Source organism: Pseudomonas graminis, assembly GCF_004364335.1.
Taxonomy (GTDB): Bacteria; Pseudomonadota; Gammaproteobacteria; order Pseudomonadales; family Pseudomonadaceae; genus Aquipseudomonas; species Aquipseudomonas graminis_D.
Genome location: NZ_SOCR01000002.1, coordinates 480,501 through 504,228, shown reverse-complemented (window position 1 = coordinate 504,228; position 23,728 = coordinate 480,501). Strand labels below are relative to the sequence as shown.

General features: G+C 58.5%; 17 protein-coding genes and 4 pseudogenes. 9 read left to right on the top strand and 12 right to left on the bottom strand.

Annotation, left to right across the window (positions count from 1 at the left end; all coding sequences use genetic code 11):
• Nucleotides 1-53 precede the first annotated feature (53 nt).
• Entirely contained in the window at nt 54-464 is a 411-nt protein-coding gene (locus EC919_RS27345; RefSeq protein WP_243842204.1) for a hypothetical protein, read from the top strand.
• A complete protein-coding gene (locus EC919_RS27340; RefSeq protein WP_243842203.1) occupies nt 461-826 on the top strand; it encodes a hypothetical protein in 366 nt (121 codons plus the stop codon). Before EC919_RS27345 ends, EC919_RS27340 begins: the two co-directional genes overlap by 4 nt.
• Nucleotides 827-1,099: 273 nt before the next feature.
• On the opposite strand, the gene EC919_RS04700 is transcribed toward EC919_RS27340, so the two are convergent.
• The 4 genes and pseudogenes from EC919_RS04700 to EC919_RS04685 all read right to left on the bottom strand — a co-directional run.
• Nucleotides 1,100-1,816 (bottom strand): SDR family oxidoreductase, encoded by a 717-nt coding sequence (locus EC919_RS04700; RefSeq protein WP_133771801.1) that lies wholly within the window; start codon nt 1,814-1,816, stop codon nt 1,100-1,102.
• 644 nt (nt 1,817-2,460) lie between these two features.
• Nucleotides 2,461-2,568: pseudogene (locus EC919_RS04695) on the bottom strand (IS3 family transposase); the annotation flags it as partial.
• Between the two features lie 109 nt (nt 2,569-2,677).
• Nucleotides 2,678-3,316 carry a DUF2625 family protein gene (locus EC919_RS04690; RefSeq protein WP_133771675.1) on the bottom strand — a complete coding sequence of 213 codons (639 nt, stop codon included), beginning with the start codon at nt 3,314-3,316 and terminating at the stop codon, nt 2,678-2,680.
• Between the two features lie 29 nt (nt 3,317-3,345).
• Nucleotides 3,346-3,528, bottom strand: a pseudogene (locus EC919_RS04685) (transposase domain-containing protein); the annotation flags it as partial.
• A 542-nt stretch (nt 3,529-4,070) separates the two neighbouring features.
• Between EC919_RS04685 and EC919_RS04680 the strand changes: the two are divergent.
• Nucleotides 4,071-4,514 carry a GNAT family N-acetyltransferase gene (locus EC919_RS04680; protein ID WP_133771673.1) on the top strand — a complete coding sequence of 148 codons (444 nt, stop codon included), beginning with the start codon at nt 4,071-4,073 and terminating at the stop codon, nt 4,512-4,514.
• 79 nt (nt 4,515-4,593) lie between these two features.
• Here EC919_RS04680 and EC919_RS04675 read toward each other — a convergent pair whose 3' ends face one another.
• Both EC919_RS04675 and EC919_RS04670 read right to left on the bottom strand, forming a co-directional pair.
• Nucleotides 4,594-5,949 carry a HEAT repeat domain-containing protein gene (locus EC919_RS04675; protein WP_133771671.1) on the bottom strand — a complete coding sequence of 452 codons (1,356 nt, stop codon included), beginning with the start codon at nt 5,947-5,949 and terminating at the stop codon, nt 4,594-4,596.
• Between the two features lie 49 nt (nt 5,950-5,998).
• Nucleotides 5,999-6,193: a hypothetical protein gene (locus tag EC919_RS04670; protein WP_133771669.1), complete on the bottom strand. Its 195-nt coding sequence runs from the start codon at nt 6,191-6,193 to the stop codon at nt 5,999-6,001.
• A gap of 252 nt (nt 6,194-6,445) precedes the next feature.
• On the opposite strand from EC919_RS04670, the gene EC919_RS04665 reads away from it, so the two are divergent.
• Nucleotides 6,446-6,949 (top strand): NTF2 fold immunity protein, encoded by a 504-nt coding sequence (locus tag EC919_RS04665; RefSeq protein ID WP_347876976.1) that lies wholly within the window; start codon nt 6,446-6,448, stop codon nt 6,947-6,949.
• On the opposite strand, the pseudogene EC919_RS04660 reads toward EC919_RS04665, so the two are convergent.
• Nucleotides 6,948-7,222, bottom strand: a pseudogene (locus EC919_RS04660) (N-acetyltransferase family protein); the annotation flags it as partial. The gene EC919_RS04665 and the pseudogene EC919_RS04660 sit on opposite strands and share 2 nt — an antisense overlap.
• Nucleotides 7,223-7,354: 132 nt before the next feature.
• Nucleotides 7,355-8,605, bottom strand: a complete 1,251-nt coding sequence (locus EC919_RS04655; RefSeq protein ID WP_133771665.1) for an MFS transporter — start codon at nt 8,603-8,605, stop codon at nt 7,355-7,357.
• A 70-nt stretch (nt 8,606-8,675) separates the two neighbouring features.
• Here EC919_RS04655 and EC919_RS04650 point away from each other — a divergent pair, with 70 nt between their 5' ends.
• Nucleotides 8,676-9,371 carry an ArsR/SmtB family transcription factor gene (locus EC919_RS04650; RefSeq protein WP_133771663.1) on the top strand — a complete coding sequence of 232 codons (696 nt, stop codon included), beginning with the start codon at nt 8,676-8,678 and terminating at the stop codon, nt 9,369-9,371.
• A gap of 332 nt (nt 9,372-9,703) precedes the next feature.
• Nucleotides 9,704-9,980, top strand: a pseudogene (locus EC919_RS04645) (MFS transporter); the annotation flags it as partial.
• Nucleotides 9,981-10,248: 268 nt separating this feature from the next.
• On the opposite strand, the gene EC919_RS04640 reads toward EC919_RS04645, so the two are convergent.
• A complete protein-coding gene (locus tag EC919_RS04640) occupies nt 10,249-13,359 on the bottom strand; it encodes an autotransporter domain-containing protein (RefSeq protein ID WP_133771661.1) in 3,111 nt (1,036 codons plus the stop codon).
• A 150-nt stretch (nt 13,360-13,509) separates the two neighbouring features.
• A complete protein-coding gene (locus EC919_RS04635) occupies nt 13,510-16,512 on the bottom strand; it encodes an autotransporter serine protease (protein ID WP_133771659.1) in 3,003 nt (1,000 codons plus the stop codon).
• Nucleotides 16,513-17,795: 1,283 nt separating this feature from the next.
• Between EC919_RS04635 and EC919_RS04630 the strand changes: the two genes are divergently transcribed.
• Both EC919_RS04630 and EC919_RS04625 read left to right on the top strand, forming a co-directional pair.
• A complete protein-coding gene (locus EC919_RS04630; RefSeq protein WP_133771657.1) occupies nt 17,796-18,599 on the top strand; it encodes an IclR family transcriptional regulator in 804 nt (267 codons plus the stop codon).
• 218 nt (nt 18,600-18,817) lie between these two features.
• A complete protein-coding gene (locus EC919_RS04625) occupies nt 18,818-19,450 on the top strand; it encodes an AlgP family protein (protein ID WP_243842202.1) in 633 nt (210 codons plus the stop codon).
• A gap of 98 nt (nt 19,451-19,548) precedes the next feature.
• Here EC919_RS04625 and EC919_RS04620 read toward each other — a convergent pair whose 3' ends face one another.
• Nucleotides 19,549-20,601, bottom strand: coding sequence for an NAD(P)-dependent alcohol dehydrogenase (locus EC919_RS04620; protein WP_133771655.1), 1,053 nt, complete (start codon nt 20,599-20,601; stop codon nt 19,549-19,551).
• 178 nt (nt 20,602-20,779) lie between these two features.
• Between EC919_RS04620 and EC919_RS04615 the strand changes: the two genes are divergently transcribed.
• Nucleotides 20,780-21,685: an AraC family transcriptional regulator gene (locus EC919_RS04615; protein WP_133771653.1), complete on the top strand. Its 906-nt coding sequence runs from the start codon at nt 20,780-20,782 to the stop codon at nt 21,683-21,685.
• Nucleotides 21,686-21,830: 145 nt separating this feature from the next.
• Here the strand turns inward: EC919_RS04615 and EC919_RS04610 are convergent, their stop codons facing one another.
• On the bottom strand, nt 21,831-23,495 hold the full coding sequence (locus tag EC919_RS04610) for an electron transfer flavoprotein-ubiquinone oxidoreductase (protein WP_133771651.1): 1,665 nt from the start codon (nt 23,493-23,495) through the stop codon (nt 21,831-21,833).
• Nucleotides 23,496-23,728 lie beyond the last annotated feature (233 nt).

Sequence of the window (23,728 nt, the reverse complement as noted above, 5' to 3'; positions counted from 1 at the left end):
ATGATTGACTTGCCAAGTATTCAGGAATGGCTAATTACAGGGAGGAGGTTATCTTGGTCGTTTCAATAAACTCGAATGTGCTTTCTGGCTCACAGGTTTCCAATGTGACAGCTAGCCAAACTACATCACTGGCGAAAAGTCAGGTGGCAACTGAATACGCTGCCGTTGACAGTCAGAAAGATACCAGTAGCCTTTCTTCACTCTCTCTGCAGCTGAGTGAAAGTGCAGCGCGCGCGGCGGCAAGGGATTCGAGCTTGAGCAGGAAAGAGCTTGGCTCAAAAGCCAGCGAGCTCTTGAGCAAGATTTCCGGTGATGGTTATTTTGCCAACAAAAAAGTACATGATGCAGAAGTGCCTGGCACTCAGGACCCTGAGCTATTGGCACGCGCGGGCAACGCAACCCTATTTGTAAATGGTAGTGGCAAGAACCCATTTGCGGGCATGACTAGCGATCAGCTCTCATGATTATCTATGATGACAGTGGGAGTTTTACGACTAATGAACGCCGCGCCGCGTTTAGTGAGTCATTCGATCGGGAATCCGCTTGGCGGCAGAAAGTTGTTGCCAATGCAATGGCGGAATATAACGGAACCGGGAAGCTGACGAAATTATTTACTGCAGCACTGGAAAATTACAAGGATTTACCAGCTATCGAGCAGGCACAATATCCTAATAGCTATGAGGCGAAGCTGGAGGGTTGGATTGCACTAGATTTCAACTACAAGACACATACCGCTGAAGGTACGGGTAGTGCTCAAGATTTGATGGACGCAATATTGAATTTTGACAAGGAGACGTTTAATGATACTCGTGGAGATCCGGTCTGAGTACGGCACGCAACTGTCATTGAACGTGGCCGGACAAGAAAGCAGCATTGGCGTAGGGCCGTTCACGTAAGCGAAGTAGTCTCACAATTCGTCGGCAGTCGGTCTTTAAGATCTTCACCGTCCTTGCCGTATAAGGCTTAGGGCGATGTTCCAGAAAGATCGCTTCGATGCCTGCCTTTGCTGCCTCAACAGCAGAAGCACGTTCATGTCGAATCGGCAGTACCTTGGTATACGCCAACTAGCCCATGTCCTCAGGACTGGCTGATTGGGTCGCTACCTGCCTCCTAGGCTTCCTCCGCCGTCGACGCTGAACACTTGGCCCGTCACGAAGGACGCACCCTCACTTAGCAAGAAGGTAATCAAAGCGGCAACTTCTGATGGATTTCCCAGTCTTTGCATCGGAATCGTGGAAAGTATTTGACGCTCAGCATCGCTACCTACTGGCCTGGTGGCTCGGAAAAGCTCGGTTTCTATAGGGCCAGGAGCGACAGCATTTACCGTGATTCCGGTGGGCGCCAATTCAAGCGCCCAAGTACGGGTAATGCCAACCAAAGCGCTTTTGGCGGCGGAGTAAGCTGTTCGATCTCGTGCTCCGAAAATGGCTCGACTGCAAACATTTACTATGCGTCCTGCTGAGGACTGCTTGAGGGATGGCAGGCAAGCCTGAGTGACCTGTACCGAGGCCCTCACATTTAGGTCAAGAACGTTCTGCAATGTCTCAAGGTCAAGGCTTTCCAGGCTCTGTGGACCTGCTATACCTGCATTATTGACGACGGCATCAATAGCAGTGCGCTCTAACAGATTCCGAAGCATCTCAGCCGTCTGCTGGACGTCGGCTAAATCACATAGGACTAATGTGCCGGGAAAATCGTCGATTGGTTGCCTGGCGATGCCAACCACATGCCACCCCGACTCCTTCAGAAGATAGCTCAGCGCAAGACCTATCCCTTTGGTTGCACCTGTCACCAATGCAGTTCGGGTGTTGTTCATCTTTACCCTCTTATTTTCCGACATCAAATATCCTGATAGCACAGACCTCTCGGCGAACAAAGTGATGTCATTGTGATCTCATTCGTAGGCATCAGCTTCTACCTCTCTCGCTCTACGGAAGTGCTTTGTGACCAAACGGTTCCTCGGTATCAGGATTGTCATGTCTGTAATGTTGTGTCTGACTGGGTGTGCGTGGTTTCAGACAACTCCTCTAACCGGGGCCTATGGGGAAGGGTTTCGGAGCGGGTGCGGAGCTCGTGAGAAGGGTTCCGGATATGAGGCGCGAGATGCCGACGCCCGGGCTCATCTTCAAGGACGCTACTGGCAAGGGTGGGGACGCGGTTTCAACTCTTGTCTGTCACCCTGGGAAAAAGAGCAGCAAGACAAATGGCTGCATGGTGACGACAAAAAATACTGTACCAAGCATCAAATAAAGCGTGGTCACTGCAAGGAGTAGAGCAGGCGAATAATGATCTGGCACAGATTTTTGCGACCAACATGCAAGCTGCAAGGTTCGAAGCTAGCTTCACTCATGAACCAAGTTCATAGGTTGGTGCTACGTTGAGCCACAAAAACGGCTACTCTGGCTCGACGCCCGATTTGCATCCTCTTAGAACCACATTTGACATCTTGCCCCGGATTCTCTAGACACCTTTCAAGCTCATGGCATAACGTTTTTCAAACTCTACCGGCGACAGCCGATTGTTGAAATTATGCCGACGTTTTACGTTGTAGGACATTTCAATGTAATCGGTAAGCGCCCAGTAATTAAACATTTAAACTTTGAAATGTCTGTGCGTTACCAGCGCACTTTGACTCGCTGCCGGCCTACATTACCTAATTAGGAGTGATCGCGGGGGCCTACAACTGGCCGGCTAATGTGCAGTTCAAATCGTAGTGTTCAGCCATGCTGACAACCCTACGCGCCCTTATTGCCACTGAGCCCTCTTGCGTCCATAGGAATGGGTAGAAAGATACGCATTGATCACCGCTCACACGCTGAATGTCTTCGCGCCAGGATTCCCAACGCAGGCCCTCATAGAAGGCCGCCGTACGATTGCTCACAGCCCATTCCAAGAAGGCGGTGTAACCTATGCCCAATGGCTCCCAAAGCAGGTTATCGGGCGCCCAGTAGTACACCGCTCCCAAATCATCACCCAAGCCGCCCCCGTTGATGGAAAAGCATCCACCTGCCGCGTCATCTGCAACCAGCAGATGCCCTTGCGCCCGTCCCTCGCTCCATCCCGCGAGGGTTCTTGTGAGTTTCTGATGACCTGAACCAAGGATCCGAAGCCAGCCATGATCAGTAAGTATCCCGCCAGTCTCAAATGCTATAGCCCCCAAAGTCGACTTGGTCGTTACCTGTAGCTGCAGGAGAACGCTGGTGTTTTGAGGTGAGGGGGGAAGCAAGTCGTAGGGGCGCTCGGCCTGCTCCAGCATCTCCCGTATGTAGATCATGGCTGGGTCATTAATTTCAACCAAATCTTCTATGCATTTCATTAGTCAATCCTTGATAGCAAGATTCTAAGTCAGACGGACATCCATTGATGCGCAAGCAACTGTTCGATCTCGCTAGCCCGTTGCGTCGGCAGCCGCATCAACACATCTTTGAGATAGGCATATGGATCATACCCATTCATGCGCGCCGACTGGATCAGACTCATGATCGCTGCCTCTCATTTGCCACTGCGCAGAGACCCGGCGAACAACCAAAGAATGGAGCGTCCGTGTTCCCCTGAATGCGCATCAAGAAAAACCACATCTTGACTAATACCCTGGGCGATAAAAACACCTAATACGAACTCTCGACCCGTAGATACAGCGAGCCTCTGCGCAAAAAGAATCAAGCGGCTGGCCTGCTCGATGCCATAGTTCTCAATAGGAAGGTTCAACCCAATAGACCAATCGGGCAAATCAATCCCCAATGCGCTCTCATCGCGTTCCTGTTTCTGGTTCACGAGGAGTGCCCCCAGCTCTGACCATTCGGAAACGAGACCATTGAATGCAGCCACAAGCTCTGCCTCGACAGCGTCGTTGTCGTTGCCATCTACATATAGATAGAGCACCTGCCCTAAGCGCCCGAAGGCTGGCAATGCGCTTATGATAGCGGTAGTACGCCAATTGTTGGCAGATGCTCATCATCATGCGTACAGCAGAATCGGGCAGATGCTCCGCCGGCCGCTGACCTCGATGAGTTCAGCTCGATAGGTCAGACGGGCGATACTGTCCGCTCACGTTGGGTCAAGAGCTGGAAATGAAACTCATACTGAGACAAGCAGTTGTCACCGATCTCCCGGCCATCTACCGAGGAGAGCAGAGCTATATCCGTTCTTGGGAGCCCGAACACGAGGCTTCCTGGAACTTCCAATTTGAGAAGCACCTGACACGCTGGGTGGAGAATTTTGATCGGCTAACCATAGCGGTCATGGGCGATCAATTCGCAGGTTATTCACTTTGGACTCAGGAGCACAATTACGCTGAGCTTTGCACAATCAATGTAGATGCAAACTGTAGGCGCAGCGGTGTTGGAACAGCGTTGTTGGCAGCGTATGCGCTGGATGCCAAGAACCAGGGGTTTAGTCAATTGCGCTTGAGTGTGCGAGCAGACAACCCTGCAAGGTTGATGTATGAGCGGTTTGGCTTTGTACACACAGGTACCGGCGCACACGGTTATCTTACGTATGAGCGCTGTGTTTGACGTGTCTCCGCGGCGTCGATGCTCCAGACAGGAAGCTTGCGCTTGGTTTGCTACACATGCTCCTCACGGGAGGCCCATTTCATCCCGAGACCTGCGCAAAGCTGGCCTTGCGAATAACGCCCATCGATGCGAGTTGTCGCAGATTGTCTATCAGCTCAACCCGCTCGGCTTTCGGCGTAACCGGATCAACAACCTGATATTGCCTATCGCACCACAGGTCGATCTGCCTCGCCCAATATGACCGCGCGACAGGCTCCATAGCGAGCCGCTTGAGCAGGTAGGCGACTTGCTGCCATTTGGGTCGCAACCCCATAAGCGCATGCCGGCGAACGCTTTGCAATTCATGCCAATCTCTGTCGAGCTTTGTATTTAGACCAGCATGAAGTGAAGCCCAAGGCAGCTTGTCCATTTGCGCCACTGCAGCGAAAAAGACGCGGTCTGATAGATCGTCCAGCGCCACGAGAAGCTCGATCAGTTGGTCATCGCCTAACCGACCCATGGTGGCTTGGCGCACGGAGGCGTAAGAGGATCTTGCTGCAGCTGTTAGCCATTGTGATTCGATCTCGATATCAAGCTCCGCTGCCAGTCCCAGGACCCCGAGCCAGTCGCGTTTCTTTAGCGGGAATTCCCCCTTAAGCCGTTCTTCCAGGACTGCCTGCGCATCAATATCGTGACGTGCCGCTGCCCAGCGCGTCAGGGTACGGATGGCCGGTGAGGGATCCAGCAACATCGTGCTTAACAACTGTTGTGGGTTCGCAAGCATCGGTAGCAGGGCCCGCAGGACGCTTACTCGTACCATGGCGCCAGGCCGTTGAAGGGCCTCGCTTAGCAGAGGAAGTGCTTGCTCATGGGGTAGGTTCTTGCACGCGTCCACGGCTAGAAGGCGCACGGTTAGTTCTCGATGGCCAAGCGCGTCCCGCAGAAGAGTCTCAATGTCCTGCTCGCTTTCCAGCAGCAATGCAAACAGGTACCGGGCGGCTTTGCTTTGTCGCGCAAGAAAGTTCGCGTAGACCTCATCGTTGCTCTCGGCCAACTGCAATACCTTGCGAACCGCTGACAGCGTTCCGCCGTGATCTGTCCTGTCGCGGGAGGCAAGTGCGAGGAGCGGTTCGAGCGCGTACAACAAGTCCTTGGCATGCAACGGCGAGAGATAATGATTGAGCCCTAGCGCTGCCAGATCGCGAATTTGTGGTACCCAATCATTCAACCGCTCAATCAGTGCCTCCAATGCTTCGGGACAAGGTTCAGCGCATAGCGCCCTGACGGCCACTTCGCGAATGAAGCCATTGCTGTGATTGGTTAAACCGATCCAGTCGCCTTTTTCTTCAGCATTGAGAATCAGCTGTGCCGCTTCGTCTCGTCGTTGAGCCTCCCATTTTGAGACAGCTGCTTGGCGGCTTTGCAGTCGCATCAACCAGTCGCTTATAAACGTCACGCTTTTATCCTCGGGTACTTCTGAATATCAAGTGAGTGGCGTTAAAGCTCTACCAGCCTTGGCGCTGAGCGGTTGAAGGGTAAACGACATCAATCGTCAAATCGTCATTGGCTGGGACGAGAACGATCCACGCACCTTTAATCCCGTCGACCTTGTCCAGCATCGCTTGGGTAAGCTTGTCTCCAAAAGCTTCAAAGCATTCTTCGTGGTGACCAGGAATGATGATCGAGAATTGATTTTTCATAAAGACTCTCAATTGGGGTGCGGTGGTCGCAGATTAGGTGACTGAATCGTGCTGCCTAGCCCCGGCGAGCAGGCGTTTCGACTACTCCCCCCGAGACCACGACCCTGTAGCGTGCACTCGAGTTATTCGCGCGTTTAATACTGCCGTAGTGCATCAGTGATGAAGCCAACTCAGAAGCCGCGATAGCTACCAGGCGCGCCGCTCTCTAAGCTGGAAACCTAGAGTCGAAAGACGGCGACGTTCAAGGCAGCGATGCCTTATAGAAATTTTGGAGCTTATAAAATGGATGAAATTTCGCTTAAGTCACATTTAGCAATGCGTGTCAGCGAATTCGGGGCGAGATGGAACTCGATCGAAAGTGATATTTACGCCAAGCATAAGGAGGAGGATGAAGCGCTGCGGCAGACATATCCTGGCGATGAGTACCACTACGTTGCGGGAACCGATTGGTTTGAGATCTTCGGTGAGCGTATTGAGCCTTTGTTTGATCATTACTGCACTGACAAGCGCCGTGTCTATGGCGGTAAAGGCCCTAGGAGCTTTGGCTTCCCGTCTAAATTTAACGGTGTCGAAAATCCAACGGAAACTCTGGTAGAGATCAAAACCAAAACCCGAGCCGAGGTATTGGTTAAAACGCAGACGAGATTTCAAGACGAATATCTCTTCGTGTTTTTGAAAAAAACAGGGGAGTGGAAAATCGATAGCTATAAATCCCGCCGGTACGGGGGAGAAGTGTGGGATTCAAGAATATTATAATCGGGCCACCTTGATGTGCAGGGTCAACGAAAACACTTCTGACGACATCTTCATGAGGCTTGCAGTGCAGACAATATTTTCGTCCAGCAAGGCTACGAAAACCGTGCACTCAGTGAGCTGTACGCTGACGGCCCCAAGAGTAAAGCTCCGCTCAACTTGAGCGATGACATCAGGTGGGTAGTCCTGTGAATTTGACTCACGCAGAGCAGCGATCACCACTCGACTGAACGCTGCCGAATCTTCGCTCGTTGCGGGGCGAATCTGGCATTCCATATTGGGAACCTGAACACTTGATGATCACAGCGTGGACTAATGCAATGCGCCTTCACCGGGTGCTTACTGGGGACTAGATCCAAGGCAGGACAGGGGTGGCAGGCAGCGTAACTGCCTGGCCGGAGGATGGCGTCAATAGACGATTTTACCGAATGGGCGCGCGGTAGAACCGAGATAAAACGACAGGATCGCCAGGGTTTGTACAACCACGGCAGCCACCACAAGGGCGATGATTGCATCGCCCGGATCCGAAAAGCTTGAGCGAACCAGTCCGAAAGACGCTGGGGCAAAAGCATAGGTGGCTTGGCTGATCGCCACCATTAACGCGATCACCTTGGCGGTTTGTTCGCGGCTGAACTCGGTCTGTGCGATCAGCGGTGGCAGGGAGGTGGCGTTTCCGATGCCTGAACCGATCAGCAACACCGCCACCCACGCCACTGCCGGGTGACTGTCCAGGCCGAGCAGCATCAGCGTCCCGAGCATCTGGATGGCGTAGCCCAGGCAGGCCAGTTGACGACGGTCGATGCCCTGGGTCATCAGCCGTGCGGCGAGGTAACGACCGCCCATTGCGCTGGCCGTGGCAAGGCCCATGGCGAATGAGGCGTTATGGGCGCCCATGCGTCCTACCAGGATCGAATACAGGTGTGCGATCAAGCCGATCTGCGCGAACAGCCCCAGCGACATACCGGCGGCCAGGGTGCGGAACTTCGCTGACTTGAGGGTCTGTGCGGCAGTCCAGGGTGCGACGATGGCGCTGGTTGCGATGGGTTCCGGCAGTGCTTCGTTGTCGGGATGCTGGCCCAGGCTTTGCGGGCTTTTGTTGAAGACCAGAGAGGCGAAGATGCCCATTAGCACCACGGCGATGATGGTGACCACCAGCGCCGCCGTGCCAAAGCCAAAACGCTCAATCAAAAACACCCATAGGGGCGAGAAGATTACCCCGCCCATGCTGGCACCGTTGTATGCCTTGCCAAGGGCCTTGGGCCGCTCCTTGACATACCAGGGGGCGATCAATGTGTTGACGGCGGCGGCACCCAGCGTGACCCAGCCGATGCCCGAGCAGATGGCGCCGGCATACAACACCCATAGCTGGTTGGCCTGAGCCCAGATATTCACCCCGACTCCCAATACGATGCTGCCAAGCAACGTAATGGCAGGCACGCCGAAGCGGGCATAAATCCGTGGCAGGTTCGCAATGACCAGTGTGCCGCTGAGGAAGTGAAGGGTAACGGCTGCCGATACCTGGGCGATCGGCCATCCGGTGCGTTCCATGACGGCCTGCATGTAAATGGGTGGCCCGTAAAAACCTATGCCCCAGCCGACCATTGCCAGGATGAACGTACACGTCAGTACAGTTTTTCCAAAAAAACGGGTGTTCTTCATCGCCATCTCCTCCATGTTGGCTCATAGGTTATGCTTGAGGTGACGGTTTCACTTCGAGGAGCATCGAACAATGGATGTTGAGCAATCGGAATTGCGCCTGGCCAATGTCGCCTCGGCGATTGCCGATCCTGCCAGGGCGCGCATGTTGTGCTGCTTGCTGGATGGCCGGGCCCGTACGGCCACCGAGTTGGCTGTAGTCGCGCAGAAGAGCCCTTCCACGGCGTCCAGCCATTTTCAGAAACTGCTGGAGCAAGGGCTGGTGACGATGGTTTCCCAAGGGAAGCATCGGTACTTCCAGCTCGCGAGTGCCGATGTCGCCAAGGCATTGGAAGGGCTGTTGTCAATTACTTCATTCGAGGTGCCGGCGTTCAAACCCTCCACCCCCTGCCATCTGCGCCATGCCCGCACCTGCTACGACCATTTGGCCGGGGAGGTGGGTGTCATGTTGCACGATGCCTTGCTGGTGGGCGAGTTGATGTGCCAAGAGCAGGGCGACTATGGACTGACCCCCAAGGGCATTGAGCACCTGACCCAAATGGGCATGGATCTCACTTCCGACACCCAGGCTCGGCGCCGTTTTGCCTTTCCCTGTCTCGACTGGAGCCAGCGCTGCGCCCATGTAGGGGGCACCCTCGGCGCGGTGTTGCTGGGCCATATGGTGCGGGACAAGTGGCTCGTGCATACCCTGGATTCGCGTGCATTGATAGTCACTGCCAAAGGCCGCAAGCGCCTGGCGAGCGCGTTTGATATCCAGTTGGGGGCTTGACTAGGTTTAGGTTTTGTCACCCCTAGGCTTAACTCAATCGATTTGGTAAGTGACGTTCCCGAACGGTTACTCTGTTTGACCATTACTGCACTGAAACGCGTCGGGTCTAAGGCGGTAAGGGCCCTGGGAGCTTTGGCTTCCCATCTAAATCCAACGGAAATCCTGGTGGAGATTAAAACGAAAGCCCGAGCCGAAGTATTTGTTACATCGCAGACGAACTTTCAGGATGAATATCTCTTCGTCTTGTTAAAAAAAAGCAGGAGATTGGAAAATCGACAGCTACAAATCTCACCGGCAAGGTGGAGAACCGTGGGATTCAAGAATGTTCTGAGGTGATCGCCTTCCTCGCGCTGGCCTTCTTCGGCAACGGTCTGGCGTCGATCACTTGGTCGCTGGTGTCGACCCTCGCCCCGGCGCGGCTGTTGGGGCTAACCGGCGGTACGTTTAACCTGATCGGCAACCTGGCGGCGATCGCCACCGATCGTGATCGGCTTCCTCGCGTCGGGTGATTCCTTTGCGCCGGCGATCACCTACATCGCCGTTCTCGCGTTCCTCGGGGCGTTGTCCTACATCCTGTTGGTGGGCAAGGTGGAACGCATCGAGCTGTAATGACCCTGTCGATACGTAATGAGGGACGTCAATCACTTGCCCGTGACGAACGTTTCCTTGAGAGAGGCAAAGAAGCCGTCAATGCCCGGTCAAGACCGGGCTTGAGAGGTTCTCTGCATCAAAGAGAGCAATCTTTCGAGCAGATCCTCAGGCGCTCCACCGGATAGCTACTGAACCGGTTGGAGGGTCAAAGTAGACCCTGCCTTCCGGTTTGTCGCATCTGGCGAGAGCACTTAAGCTTCCGCAGGCTTTCAGGCAGCGCTTGCGGTTAGAACTCCCAATTCAGCGACAGGCCTACGCCGTGGGTTTTATCCCGGGCGCCCAGCAGGCCGCTGTAGTCCAGGTTGATCCGCGCATCCCGGTTCAAAGCCAGGCTGGCGCGGGCGCCCACGACGGCGGCGTCCCGGTCCATGGACACGCTTTGCACGGCAAAGGTATTCACCCCGCTGGCAAAGGCCAGGTGCTGCTCGGCTGAGGTATCGCTCAGGTTATGCTGCCAGCCCAACGTACCTGAGACGTCCAGCTTCTGGGTATCGGTGAGGTTGAACCGGCTACCGGCACGCACGCCCAGCGTGGATAGCATGGTGTCGCGGGTGTCGTCATTCCCCTTGAGCGCCGTGGCGCCGCCCTTCTCGGTAAAGCTGTCGCTATCGAAGTGCACATAGGCCAGGTTGGCGAAGGGCTCCAGAGCCAAAGGCTGCAGGTTCAGACGATAGGCCGCTTCGGTGAACACCTGGGTCGATTGCGCGTCGCGCTTGACCTTCAGGCGGTCGGTCGAGGTGCCCAGTTGCAGGTCTCGCTTGACGTCGATGCGGTGCCAGCTATGGGATGCCCCCGCGGTCAGGCGCAACGCCCCTTCCTCGTGGCCAATATAGGCACCCAGGTGGTAGCTATCGGCCGAGGCGCTGGAATGGGTGTCGTCGCCCATGCCTAATGAGGTATCGCTGTAACCGACCATGGCGCCCAGCCGGGTGTGCTCAGCCACCAGGCCGTCCACACCGGCGAGCAGGCCGCCCAGGGATGAGGTTGAACTGGCGCTGTCGCTGCTGCCAGCGTTCTTGCCCCAGGCGCCCAGGCCTTTCACCCACAGGTTGTTGCCTTCAACACCCGCCGCGGGCTGGTCGTACAGCCCGTCGACGCGCAGGCGATCACCCACGGCATCGCGCACCTGGCGGCTGTCGTTGATCAACTGAGTGGTGATGGCCGGATGCACTTCGCCGGACAACTGGGTGTAGGCACGCCGAGCGGTCGCAGCATCTGGGCTCAACAGCAGCTCTTCGTACACCGCATTACCGGCCCCTAATTGCTCGGCGGCCGCTGCTACGTTGGCCTGGTTCGCGGTTTGCGCAGCGCTGGCGAAGCTGTCCGCGTTGCGCTCCAGGGCCAGGGCAACGCCGGTACCGCTATAGGCCAGGTTGCCATCCAGGAAAGCGTAGTTATCCAGCACCGACCCAAACTGGCCCTGCACGCCGCCCGCGGCTTGCAGCACGCTGAACTGCCGGCCGATCAGGCTGTTGACCTCGCTGGTGCTGAAGCCGGCGCCGTTTTCCAGCGAGAGGGCCATGGTCGCACCGCTGACCGTAGCCTGTCCGCCGGCGATGATGCGGTCGCTGCCAGTGGGCGACAACTCCACCGCATACACAGCGCCGGGCGCCAGGTTAAGGTCGCCCGCCACGTTTAAGGTGCCCACGGAATTGCCCGGCGCTACCGTACCGCCACGGTTGGCGACAAGGGACGCGACCCGGCCGTTGCCGCCCAGTATGCCGGTGTCGTTGACGGTCACTGCCGAGGCCAGTGAACCATTGATCGCCAGGCGCCCTTCATTGACCAGGGTTGGGCCGCTGTAGGTGTTGGCGCCGGTCATCACCAAGGTACCGATACCTGTCTTGGTCAAGCCGCCATGCCCGGATATGTCGTTGCTCCACGTGTCCCGCCCGCATTGTGGCCCGCTGCAGAGGCGCTGGGTCGGTTTACCGGCATCGACCAACGCGCCTACCCCCGGCAGGTTGGCAACGAACTGGCTGTCGCCATAGGCGCCGCTGATACGAAACTCAGCCGGAATATCCGCCTCGGTGACGAAAATGCTCGGGCCGTTGACGGCTTTGCCCAGGTTGATCATGCCCCAGCCATAGAGCGCGTCCACGCCAGGCGCGCCGAGGTCGGTGGCAGTGGTTTTCAACACGTCGGCCACCTGTGCGCCGGTCATGTAGGGGAAGCGCTCCATCAGTACCGCCATGCTGCCCGCCACATGGGGCGCGGCCATGGAGGTACCGTTTTTGTTGGCCCAGCCCACGGTCAAGTCTTGCAAGCTGGTGCCGTTAAGCACGGAGCTGTAGATCCGCGTACCTGGCGCCGACACGCAGAAGCTGGCCGTGTAGCCGCAGCGAGAAGAAAAGGTGCTCAAGGTGTAAGGCGTGGCGCCGGCGGCCGTGGCGTTGGGGTTTTGCTGCAGGGCAGCAACCGTCAGCCAGTTGGGGGCGATCTCTGGCACGAAATACCCCAGCCCGGCCATGGCGTCCGGGTTGTTCAGGTTGTAGTCGTTGCCTGCGGCGAAAATGGTCACCACGCCGCTGCGCGCGGCATCGATGGCGCCCTGGTAAGCGCCCCCTGGCCGAGTGCCGAGGATCTGTTGGATCTGATTGAACTGCAGCTGCGCATCCTGCACGGTGAAGTGCGGAAAGGCCGGGTCGCGACCGCCTTGGTCAAAGCGGTCGGTAATGCCAATGCCCCAGCTGTTATTGATGATGCGCGCGCCACTGCTGACCAACGCGTTCCAGCCAGCCTGGTAAACCGCGCCGTCGTTGCCCAGCACAATGCCGTCTTCCGGGCCTGGGTCGCCGTTGTCGGCGCTGATGATCTGGGCGTTGAAAGCCACGCCGTGCATGGGCCCGCCGTCACGGTTGCCGCCAGCGATGCCACCTACGTGGGTGCCGTGGTTACCCAGCCGGCCGTTGGAGTCAGGGGTAGGGGTGCCATCGTAACGAAAGGCGTCGCCGGCCTTTACCGGAATATAGGGGTCGGTGTACTCGCGAATGCCACTGGTTACCAGGTTGATCACTTTGTCCGGGCTGGCGAATTCCGGGTGCGGTGCGTACACCGGCTGATCGAAAATCCCCAACTTCACGCCCTTGCCGGTGTAACCGGCCGCGTAGGCCTGGTCGGCGTTGATCGCGCCCAGGCCCCATTGGGCAGTGAACTCCGGGCTGCGCCAACTGGCGACATTCCCGGTCTGGCCGGCTTCTACGTAAGGCGCAGCCTGGGCTACACCGAGGGTGGCCAGGTAACAGGCCAGGGCGCCGCAAGAAGCGCGATGGGCTTGCCCAATAGCGTGCCGAATGGAGCTGACAGCAAGCTGTCGAGTGGTGGATGGCTTTTTCATAAATACAACTGTCCTTAGTTAGCGCACACAAAACCCCGCGCGAATGCCGCCTTGGCGTCCGCGTCGTTCTTTTCCAACAATGGGTAGGTTGAAACATTCAGCTTTATGAAAGCGGAGGGCGAAGGCCTGGCTCGCCCTGCCGCTTTGCGTTTAGAACTGCCAGTTAAGGCTCAAGCCAATGCCGTGGCTTTTTTCACGGCTGGCCAGTTGACCGTTGTAGTCCAGGCTAACGCTGGCCTCACGGCTCAGCGCCATGCGGGCATGGGCACCCACCAGGGCCGCGTCACGCACCAGGGGCGAGCTTTCGATGCCAAAACTACTGCCGCCTGCCGCAAAGGCCATGTGCTGCTCTGAATCGGTGTCGCTCAGGTTGTGCTGCCAGCCCAGGCTGCCGGAGAGGTCCAGCTTCTGATGATCATTGATTGCGATGGTTTTAAGCGCCCGTACACCCAACGTCCCGAGCACGGCTTCGCGGGTATCGCTGCCGGAGGCGAGCGCTGCGGCATCTCCCTTCTCGGTGAAGTTATCAGTGCCAAGGTGTACATAGGCCAGGTTAGCGAAGGGCTCAAGCACTGCGGGCTGCAACTGAATACGGTATGCCGCTTCGGTGAATACCTGTGCGGTTTGCGCATTGTGCTTGGTTTTTTCCCGGCCACTGGCGCCGCCGACCTGTACATCGCGGTTGGCATCGATCCGGTGCCAGCTGTAGGCGCCGCCGAGGGTCAGGCGCCAGGCGCCGATCTCATGACCCAGGTAGGTGCCCAAATGGTAGCTGTCTACCGATGCACGGGAGTGGGTACCCGAGCCCATATTGACCGAGCTGTCACTGTAGCCGCCTACCAGGCCAAGGCGCGTGGCTTCACCGACATTGCCGTCGACGCCCGCCAGCACGCCGCTAATCGACGAGGTATAGCCAGCCGTATCGCTACGGGAATCCGTTTTGCCCCACGCGCCCAAGGCCTTGAACCACACATTGTCTTGCGCTGCGGTAGTGGCATCGGCACCGAACACGCTGGCGCCCAGGCGCTCGCCAACGGCATCACGTACATAACGGCTGTCGTTGATCAACTGCGTGGCGACTGCCGGGTAGATCTCCCCCGACAGCTGCTGAAAGCTCTCCCGAGCCGAGGCGGCACTTGGCGCGAGCAGCAGGTTTTCATACACCGCGTTGCCCGCGCCCAATTGCTCGGCGGCCGAGGCCACTGCTGCCTGGTTAGGGGTTTGCGCCACGCTGTCGAAAGCCGCCGTGCGCTCGATATTCAGCGCAACGCCGTTAGCGGCGTAGTCCAACCGGCCGCCGAGGAAAGCGTAGCTGGAGGTGACCGCAGCGAACTGCCCGTTCACGCCATTGGCGGCTTGCAATACGTTGTACTGGCGGCCAACCAGGGTTTGGCCAGGCGTGGCATTCAAGGCCAGCGGCGTTGGGTCCAGGGCCAGGGTCATGTTGGCCCCCGACACCGTGGCACTGCCGGTGGCCACAATGCGGTCACTGGCCGTTGGCGAAAGCTCTACCGCGTAGGTTGAGCCCGGCGCGAAGGTTAAATCACCGTTGACCTGCAAGGTGCCGATGGAGTTACCCGGCGCAATCTGTCCGCCGCTCAACGCGGTGAGGTTACCGACCTGGCCATTGCCGCCCAGGGTGCCCCCCGCATTGACCTGCACGGCGGACGTAAGTGAGCCATTGACCGACAGCACACCCCCGTTGACCTGGGTATCGCCGCGATAGGTATTGTTCCCTTCAAGGATCAACCGGCCCGCGCCGGACTTGATCAGGCTGCCTTCGTACTGGCGCTGAGCCGCTGCCGCCGCACGGGCGGTGCCCACGGCGTAGTCGGTCTGGTCCTGTTGGCTGGCGGTGCTGGCCACGCCGTTCTGCCAACCTCTGCTGACCAGGGTTTGCTGCCAGGCGGCCTGTTCAGCAGTGTCCTCGGCCTGACGCTGGATCAACGCCCGATCAGAAATATCGTTACTCCAGACATCGGTCTGGCCGGCGCCCAGGGTGGCATCGAAGGTGCCCAGCAACTGGCCTGGGCCGCGCATGGCCCGCTCCAGGTTGACGACACCCCAGCCTACAGCCCCATTGGGCGCCTGGGTGACCGAACCATCGAGCTGGGTCGCGGTGGTGAGCAGCACCTGCAAGGCCTGCTCGTTGTTCATGTACGGGTAGCGCTCCATCACCAGTGCCAATGCGCCCGTGGCATGGGGCGCGGCCATGGACGTACCGGACTTGAGCGCATAGCCGCCGCCAGGCACGGTGCTGTTGATCAGCCTCCCGGGTGTGGTGATGCACCAATATTTGGCAATGCCGCACTGGTTGTAGCGCTGGGCATTGGCACTATCCAGGCCAGACACCGCCAGCCAGTGGCCTTCCAGGTCTGGCTCGAAATACGGCAGCGCAGAACGCACACTGGCGTTGGCATAGCCAGTATTGCCCGCACTGAAGACGTTGATCACGCCCTTGCGCGACACGTCAGCCGCTTCATCCAGCCAGGTGCCCCGGTTGTAATGCTGGGCATAGGCGGCCTGCACGCCTTGCAACGTCGCGTAGGTCACATCCGGCGGCTGGCTACCCCAACTGTTGTTAATCGCCCGCACACCGGCATCGGCCAGCGCGCCATAGGCCGCCTTGAAGTACTGCGGGTCTGGGTTCGGGCCAAACAGGAAGCTGTCGCTCTGGTTGGTGTTGGCCACGTAGATTTGCGCGTTGTACGCCACGCCATGCATGCCAACGCCATCACGGGCCGCGCCCATGGTCCCGGTTACGTGCGTGCCGTGGGTGTCGTTATTAGGGTTGATGGCACCCGTGATGCTGAAGGGCGAACCATCCACATAGGTGCCGTTGGCCGTTACCGCATGGTAGCGGGAAGGGCTGGCTTCGGGATGTGAGGGGTCGAATCCTGAGTCCATCGCGCCGATTTTGACGCCGTTGCCGGTGATACCAGCCGCATAGGCCTGGTCGGCCTGAATGCGGCCCAATCCCCAGTCGCTCTGAAATTCTTCCGAGCGCCAACTGGCTGCGTCGCCTAACTTCCCCTGTTCTGCATAGTCGGCATAAGCCGAGCAGCCAAAGGTAAAAGACAACGCGCAAAGTGCGGTAGTGGTTGCGGGTTTAACGGAATAACGGACAGCATTGGACGGCTTGAACCTTCGCATCCCTGCACACCTTTTTATTTATTAGCTCCCTAGTGAGCGCCGTAAGAAAATAGTCCGCTCTGGACGGTATGGCAACTCATTTGTTTCAGTTTTGATACAAAGCCAACGGCTAGAAACCACGCAGGTAATTAGGCTTAAGGCGCTGTGATGAGGCATCGGGAAGGTCAAGGCACAACTAAGGTGCATTGCGGGGTAGTGGCCTTTTAGTTCCGTTGCCGAAAAAGCAGCCGTTTTTAATTGATGTAGCTCAGGACTCTTGGCGAACTCCGCTGGTCACAGGTTCTACGCGGGATATGTAATAAGGCGGTATTCAGGTAATAAATAGCGGGAACGTTAGCTGAGCCATTACTTAGCCATGCCACGATGCCATTCTCCGCCAGTCGAGCCTCTGAGCACGCCGTAACCGCGCAGTTGTAGTATTTGACAAGGTGATGCCGGGCGCCCAGATCAGTGGGGCGCTTGGAGATGATCATTCTGGCTGCATGGGCTGTAGCCCTTATGTTGTAGTGCGCCATGTCCAGTAACTTGGCGTAAGAGAACCTTGGGACTTCGGCGACTTCGGCGACTTCTGGCTGCTGGCTTACCCTGCGGCACTTGCGTTATGAGCAGTAATGGGCTTCGGGCGCACAAGTGCGAAACGGTCCGCTGGCGCACTTGTTTTGATGGCGCAACTTCCATCAGTGCTGGCCACGGCAAGCGATACTTCGTAAGCGCCGGGAACTACATCGCAAGCGAATGGCAAAAACACACTGGATTAGGTGGTGATGCCCATTTTTTTGTTGACCGAGCAATCATAGGACACGCCACAAAGTTTCACGAGTTGTGGCGTCCTGGGTCATGACGTGAACATTCGAGCTGTTCAGTCCAGTGTCGACTGCTACCTCGGAATGACCTGCAGTGTTGTATTGCACCCCGCCCTTGAGATATCCAGCCGCCCCCGGCCATGGATTTCCGTGCGGTGTTTTTTCATGCCCTTACATACACAGGCTTCTACGGAGCTTGTTGAACTTGAACCTTCGCCGGGGCATCGTTTGCTATATGAGTCATGGAGTCAGGCCTGCTGGCGTCGGGTGATTGCTTTGCGCTGGCGCTCACTGACATCGCCGTTCTGGCGCTGCTTGGGGCGTGTCCTACATCCTCTTGGCGGGCGAGGTGGAACGCATCGAGTTGTCATGAGCCTGTGCAGACGCGGAGCAGATTTTGTGCAGATGCTGTGCAGCGCTGGCAGGCTTCAAGGCTCGCGACGATAATGTCGCCGGTTTTCTGATTCGATAAGGCGCGCCATGCAAGATGCATCCGACACCGCCGTCACTGGCAAAGACCCTGCACCCACCGGCACGCAAACGCTGATTCGCGGCCTGGGCGTGATTCATGCGGTCGCCAGCGGCGCTCGCGACCTCAAGGAAATCGCCCGGCTGATCGGCACCACCCGCAGTACCACCCACCGGCTCGCCAGCTGTCTGGTGGAGGAGCGTTACCTGCGAGTGTTGCCGCAAACGGGTTACGTGCTGGGGCCCAGGTTGATCGAGCTGGGGTTTCAGGCCCAGGAAGAAGTGCCGCTGCTGGTGCTGGCCAGACCCTTTCTCGACGAACTGTCGGCGCTCACCGGCGACACCGTGCACCTGGCGATGCGCGATGGCGACGAGGTCTTGTACCTGCACAAGAATCCCGGCCGCAATGGTCCGGAGATGCGTTCGCGGGTAGGCCATCGCATGCCGTTGGCGCGTACCGGCATCGGCAAGGCGTTGCTGCTGGACAGTCCGGAAAGCGAATGGCAACGGCTGTACGAAATCAGTGTGCCGACCACCGGCAAAAACCCGCTGTGGCCGGCCCATGAAGAGCAGACCTGGGAGCAGGTGCAGGCGCGCATGCACGAGTACGTGCGGGGCGGTTATGCATTCGATCTGGAAGACAACGAGCCGTCGATCCGCTGTGTGGCGGCGCCGGTGCGTGACGCCAGCAAACAGATCGTCGCTGGCATCAGTATCGCCAGCACCGTGCCGTACATGCCTTTGGAAAAGATGGCCGACCTGGTGCCGATCATCAAGGACGCGGCGGCACGGCTGTCGGCGGAGTTGGGTGGGTAGGGCGTCACTGCGCAGAGCAGGAGGGGGGAAACGGGCGAAACGTTAAAGCGCCGGACGGCAATCACGGGCAGTTGAAAACCCGGAAAGCGCCTGCAGGTGAGGAGATAGAGAAATCGGTCCGTGATCGGCCCAACCATAACCCCGACCCGCGGTCTTAACTGTTCAGAGGCCATGGGCCGTCCGGCCAAGGCACGCTTGATTCGAAAAGGGGGGATGTTATGGCGAGTCGAAAAAAAATACAGCTCACACCGCTGCTGCTGCTTCAGGAACTCACCACCATTTTGCTGGAGCATTTTGAGCAAGCCTGTGGACAAGCCCTCGCTGATGCTGAAAAGAAGCTTTCCAGGTTCGAAAAAAAGCGCAACAAGGTGGAAAAAAAGCTTGGCAAGCAGCGGGACCGTCTCGACTACACGCCAAACGCAAAACGGAAAAAGCAGACGAAGCTGCGGGCCACTCTCTCACGGCTTGAGGCAGCTTTGGTTGAGTTGCAACTTCAGATCGATGAGACCCGGCACTACATCAGCCACTTGAAGCACGACATTCACGTAAGTCTCACGTTGCTGCAGGGGGTAGGCAAGGTACGTGAAGTTGCCAGCGAAATGCTGCGCCAGCGCGAAGACGGAGGTAGCTCGCCAGCCGCACAGATGGAAGTGGCCGCCCCGTCGGCGGTGAAGCCTTCGCCCGCGAGCCTGCGCGCTGCGAAGCAGGCAACAGCACTGAAAGCCATTGCTAATGCGGTGGTCGCCAAGCCCACGGTGACGGTGGTCAAGGCACGCAAGCATGCCCCAGGCGAGGTTGCCCCATTGGCCCATGGGATCGCCGAGGCCAGCGCTGCACCCGATTCAGCATGAGGCGCCTCATGCTGAATCGGCGCTCCAGCCGGAGTGGCTCGAGCGCTCGTTGTAGTAGGGTCGCCGTTCGCCCCGCATTGCGCGGGGCGAACCGGTGATCAGGCCTTCAACGTGGCCATATCAATCACGAAACGGTACTTCACATCGCCCGCAATCATGCGGGTGTACGCCTCGTTGATGTTCTTGATATCGAGCATCTCGATGTCGCAGGTGATGCCGTGCTCGGCGCAGAAATCCAGCACTTCCTGAGTCTCGGCGATGCCGCCGATCAGTGAGCCCGCCAGCACGCGGCGCTTCATCACCAGGTTGGCGGCATGCAGCGCCGGGTCGACGGGTTCGATCAGACCGACGAGGATGTGCACGCCGTCGAAACGCAGGGTTTCCAGGTAGGGGTTCAGGTCGTGCTGCACCGGAATGGTGTCCAGCAGGAAGTCGAAATGACCGGCAGCGGCTTTCATCTGCTCGGCGTCGGTCGAAACGATCACGTGATCGGCGCCCTGACGGCGACCTTCTTCTGCCTTGCTCGCCGAACGGGTGAACAGCGTCACTTCCGCGCCCATGGCCTTGGCGAACTTGATGCCCATATGGCCCAGGCCGCCCATGCCCAGCACACCCACCTTGTCACCGGCCTTGACGCCGTAGTGCTTGAGCGGCGAGTAGGTGGTGATGCCGGCACACAGGATCGGTGCGGCGGCGGCCAGGTCGAGTTTTTCCGGGATACGCACGACGAAGTGCTCGCTGACCACGATGCTGTTGGAATAGCCGCCCATGGTGTTGCTGCCGTCGACGCGGTCTGGCGTGGCGTAGGTCATGGTCGCGCCTTCGAGGCAATACTGCTCAAGGTCCCGGGCGCAGGCTTCGCACTGACGGCAGGAATCGACCATGCAGCCGACGCCGACCAGATCACCGACTTTGTGCTTGCTGACGTTGGCGCCGACTTCGGTGACTTTGCCGACGATCTCGTGGCCCGGCATCAGCGGGTACACGGCGATGCCCCACTCGTTGCGCGCCTGGTGGATATCGGAGTGGCAGACGCCGCAGTAGAGAATCTCGATGGCCACGTCGTCCGGCCGCGGGCTGCGGCGGCTGAACGTCATGGGGGCGAGGGGAGCGGTTGAGGACTGGGCGGCGTAACCGATGGCTGTGTACATGAAGAACCTCGCAAAAACGATAACGGTTGAGGCGGTGCATTGTCCGCAGCGAGGGCATCTCCGGCCATGGTCATTCCTCCGCCTGTCATGCCTGATCCTCCGGATTTCACATTTACAGTAGGGCGGCGCGCAGCTGATCTGCGATGATGGCGGTGTCAAATCCTCTGTATGGCTGCCCATGTCTCCTCTTTCCCATTCCGACGCCAACGCCCAGTTGGTCTCCCTCATCAAGCCCCTGGCGCCGCGCCCGGGTTTCGTCGACACCCTCGTGCCGGGCGTGCAGGCGATGTCCTGGGATTACTACGTCGCCAGCAGCCCGCAGATCTACGAACCCAGCCTGGTGATCATCGCCCAGGGCAGCAAGCTCGCGCGCCTGGGCCCACGTACGCTGGAATACGGCGCCGGTCACTACCTGGTGCAGGCGTTGTCGGTGCCGTTCATGTGCGAAACCTTCGCCACGGCCCAGGCGCCCATGTATGGCGTCGCGGTGTCCATCGATCGCGCGCTGCTGGGCGAGCTGGTGCAGGCCATGGGCGAGGCGCCCAATGTGAAGGTCAAGGCGCAGACGCCGGAATCGATGACGTCCGCCGAGCTGGATGCGCCGATGCGCGAGAGTGTCGAGCGGCTGCTGCGCTGCCTGCACGATCCGCTGGACGCGCAAGTGATGGGGCAGGCTCGGGTCAGGGAGGTGGTGTACGCCGCGCTGCGTGGTCCACAGGCTGGAGTGCTGCGGGCACTGGTCGAACAGACCGGCCACTTCGCGCGCATTGCAGCCTCGCTGCAGCACCTGCGCGACCATTACGATCAGGCCTTGAGCGTCGAGGATCTGGCGCGCTGCGCCAATATGAGCGCCTCGACCTTTCATGAGCATTTCAAGCGCAGCACCTTGCTGTCGCCGGTGCAGTACCTCAAACGCGTGCGGCTGCTCAAGGCACAGCAGATGCTCATCGGCGAGGGTATGGGGGTGGCGCAAGTGGCGCACAGGGTCGGGTACCAGAGCACATCGCAATTCAGCCGCGAGTACAAACGCTACTTCGAGCGCAATCCGGGGGAAGAGGGCGAGCGGCTGAAGGTATCAGCGTGAGGGTGAGGCTGAAACCATAAGGGCTACCGGCAAAGAATGCGGCGCAATGGAACCTGTAGGAGCGCGCTTGCCCGCGATTGCGTTTTGTCAGTCGATGATGAGTTGACTGATACACCGCCATCGCGGGCAAGCGCGCTCCTACAATTTACATATTGGGATAGGTGGGGCCGCCTGCGCCTTCCGGTGCTACCCACGTAATGTTCTGCGACGGATCCTTGATGTCGCAGGTTTTGCAGTGAACGCAGTTCTGCGCGTTGATCTGGAAGCGTTTCGCGCCGTCTTCCTGGGTCACCACCTCGTAAACCCCCGCCGGGCAGTACCGCTGAGCAGGCTCATCCCACTTGGGCAGGTTTACGCTGATCGGGATGCTCGGATCCTTCAGCTTCAAGTGGCACGGCTGCTCTTCTTCGTGGTTGGTGCCGGAGATAAACACCGAGCTCAGCTTGTCGAAGCTCAGCTTGCCGTCAGGTTTCGGGTAGTCGATCTTCTTCGAGTCGGCCGCCAGCTTCATGCACGCGTAGTCCGGCGTGGTGTCGTGCAGGGTGAAGGGGATCGTGCCGCCAAACAGGTTCTGGTCGATGAAGTTGAACGCACCACCGAAGATCGCGCCGAACTTGTGAACAGCGGGCCCGAAGTTACGGCTGGCGAACAGCTCTTCATGCAGCCAGCTGGCCTTGAAACCTTCCACGTAGCCGTTCAGCGCATCGCCACCCTCGTTGCCGGCGAACAGCGCATCTGCCACCGCTTCCGCGGCGAGCATGCCCGACTTCATGGCGGTGTGGCTGCCCTTGATCTTGGCAAAGTTCAGCGTGCCCAGGTCGCAGCCGATCAGCGCGCCGCCGGGGAAGACCATCTTCGGCAGCGAATTCAGCCCGCCCTTGCAGATGGCGCGCGCGCCGTAGCTGATGCGCTTGCCGCCTTCCAGGTATTGCTTCAGGACCGGGTGGTGCTTGAGGCGCTGGAATTCATCGAAGGGCGACAGGTACGGGTTGGCGTAGGACAGGTCGACGATCAGCCCGACCACGACCTGATTGTTTTCCAGGTGGTAAAGGAAAGAGCCGCCGGTGTTTTCGGTGCCCATGACCTCCAGCGGCCAGCCGGCGGTGTGCACCACCAGACCAGGCTGATGTTTGGCCGGATCGACTTCCCAGATTTCCTTCAGGCCGATGCCGTAATGCTGGGCGTCTGCTTCGCTGTCGAGGTTGAAACGGTTGATCAGTTGCTTGCCTATGTGGCCACGGCAGCCTTCGGCGAACAGCGTGTACTTGCCGCGCAGCTCCATGCCGGGGGTGTACAGGCCTTCTTTCGGATTGCCTTCACGGTCGACGCCCAGATCACCGGTAAGAATCCCGCGCACCACGCCGTTCTCATCGATCAGCGCTTCCTGAGCCGCGAAGCCCGGGTAGATTTCCACGCCGAGGTTCTCGGCCTGCTGCGCCAGCCAGCGGCACAGGTTGCCCAGGGAGATGATGTAGTTGCCTTCGTTGTGCATGGTCTTGGGCACGAACGCGCCTGGCACTTTCTGGCTGGCATCGGCGCCGGTCAGCACATAGATGTCGTCACGTGTGACGGGTGTGTTGAGCGGTGCGCCGAGGGCTTTCCAGTCGGGGAACAGCTCGTTGAGGGCGCGGGGTTCGAACACCGCACCGGAGAGGATATGAGCACCGACTTCGGAGCCTTTTTCCACCACGCAGACGCTGATTTCCTGACCGGCGTCAGCGGCTCTCTGTTTCAGGCGGCAAGCGGCAGACAGCCCGGCGGGCCCGGCTCCGACGATGACGACGTCGAACTCCATAAATTCGCGTTCCACAGGCTATCTCCTACTCAAGGCTCAACGGCGTATTTTTTAGGCGTATTTTTATAGATGGCTAAAACCGACACCGGGAGGGTCTTCAGCCCGGGTGTCATCTTGAAGGCGCGCATTATATCTACACCACCTCGCAGGTCCAATACAAACGTTTGTTTGAATCGGCCGAAACCCTGATAAATCATGGTGAGACGGCTTGTGACTGGCGTTTATGTCGTATTGACCCGACCCGGCGT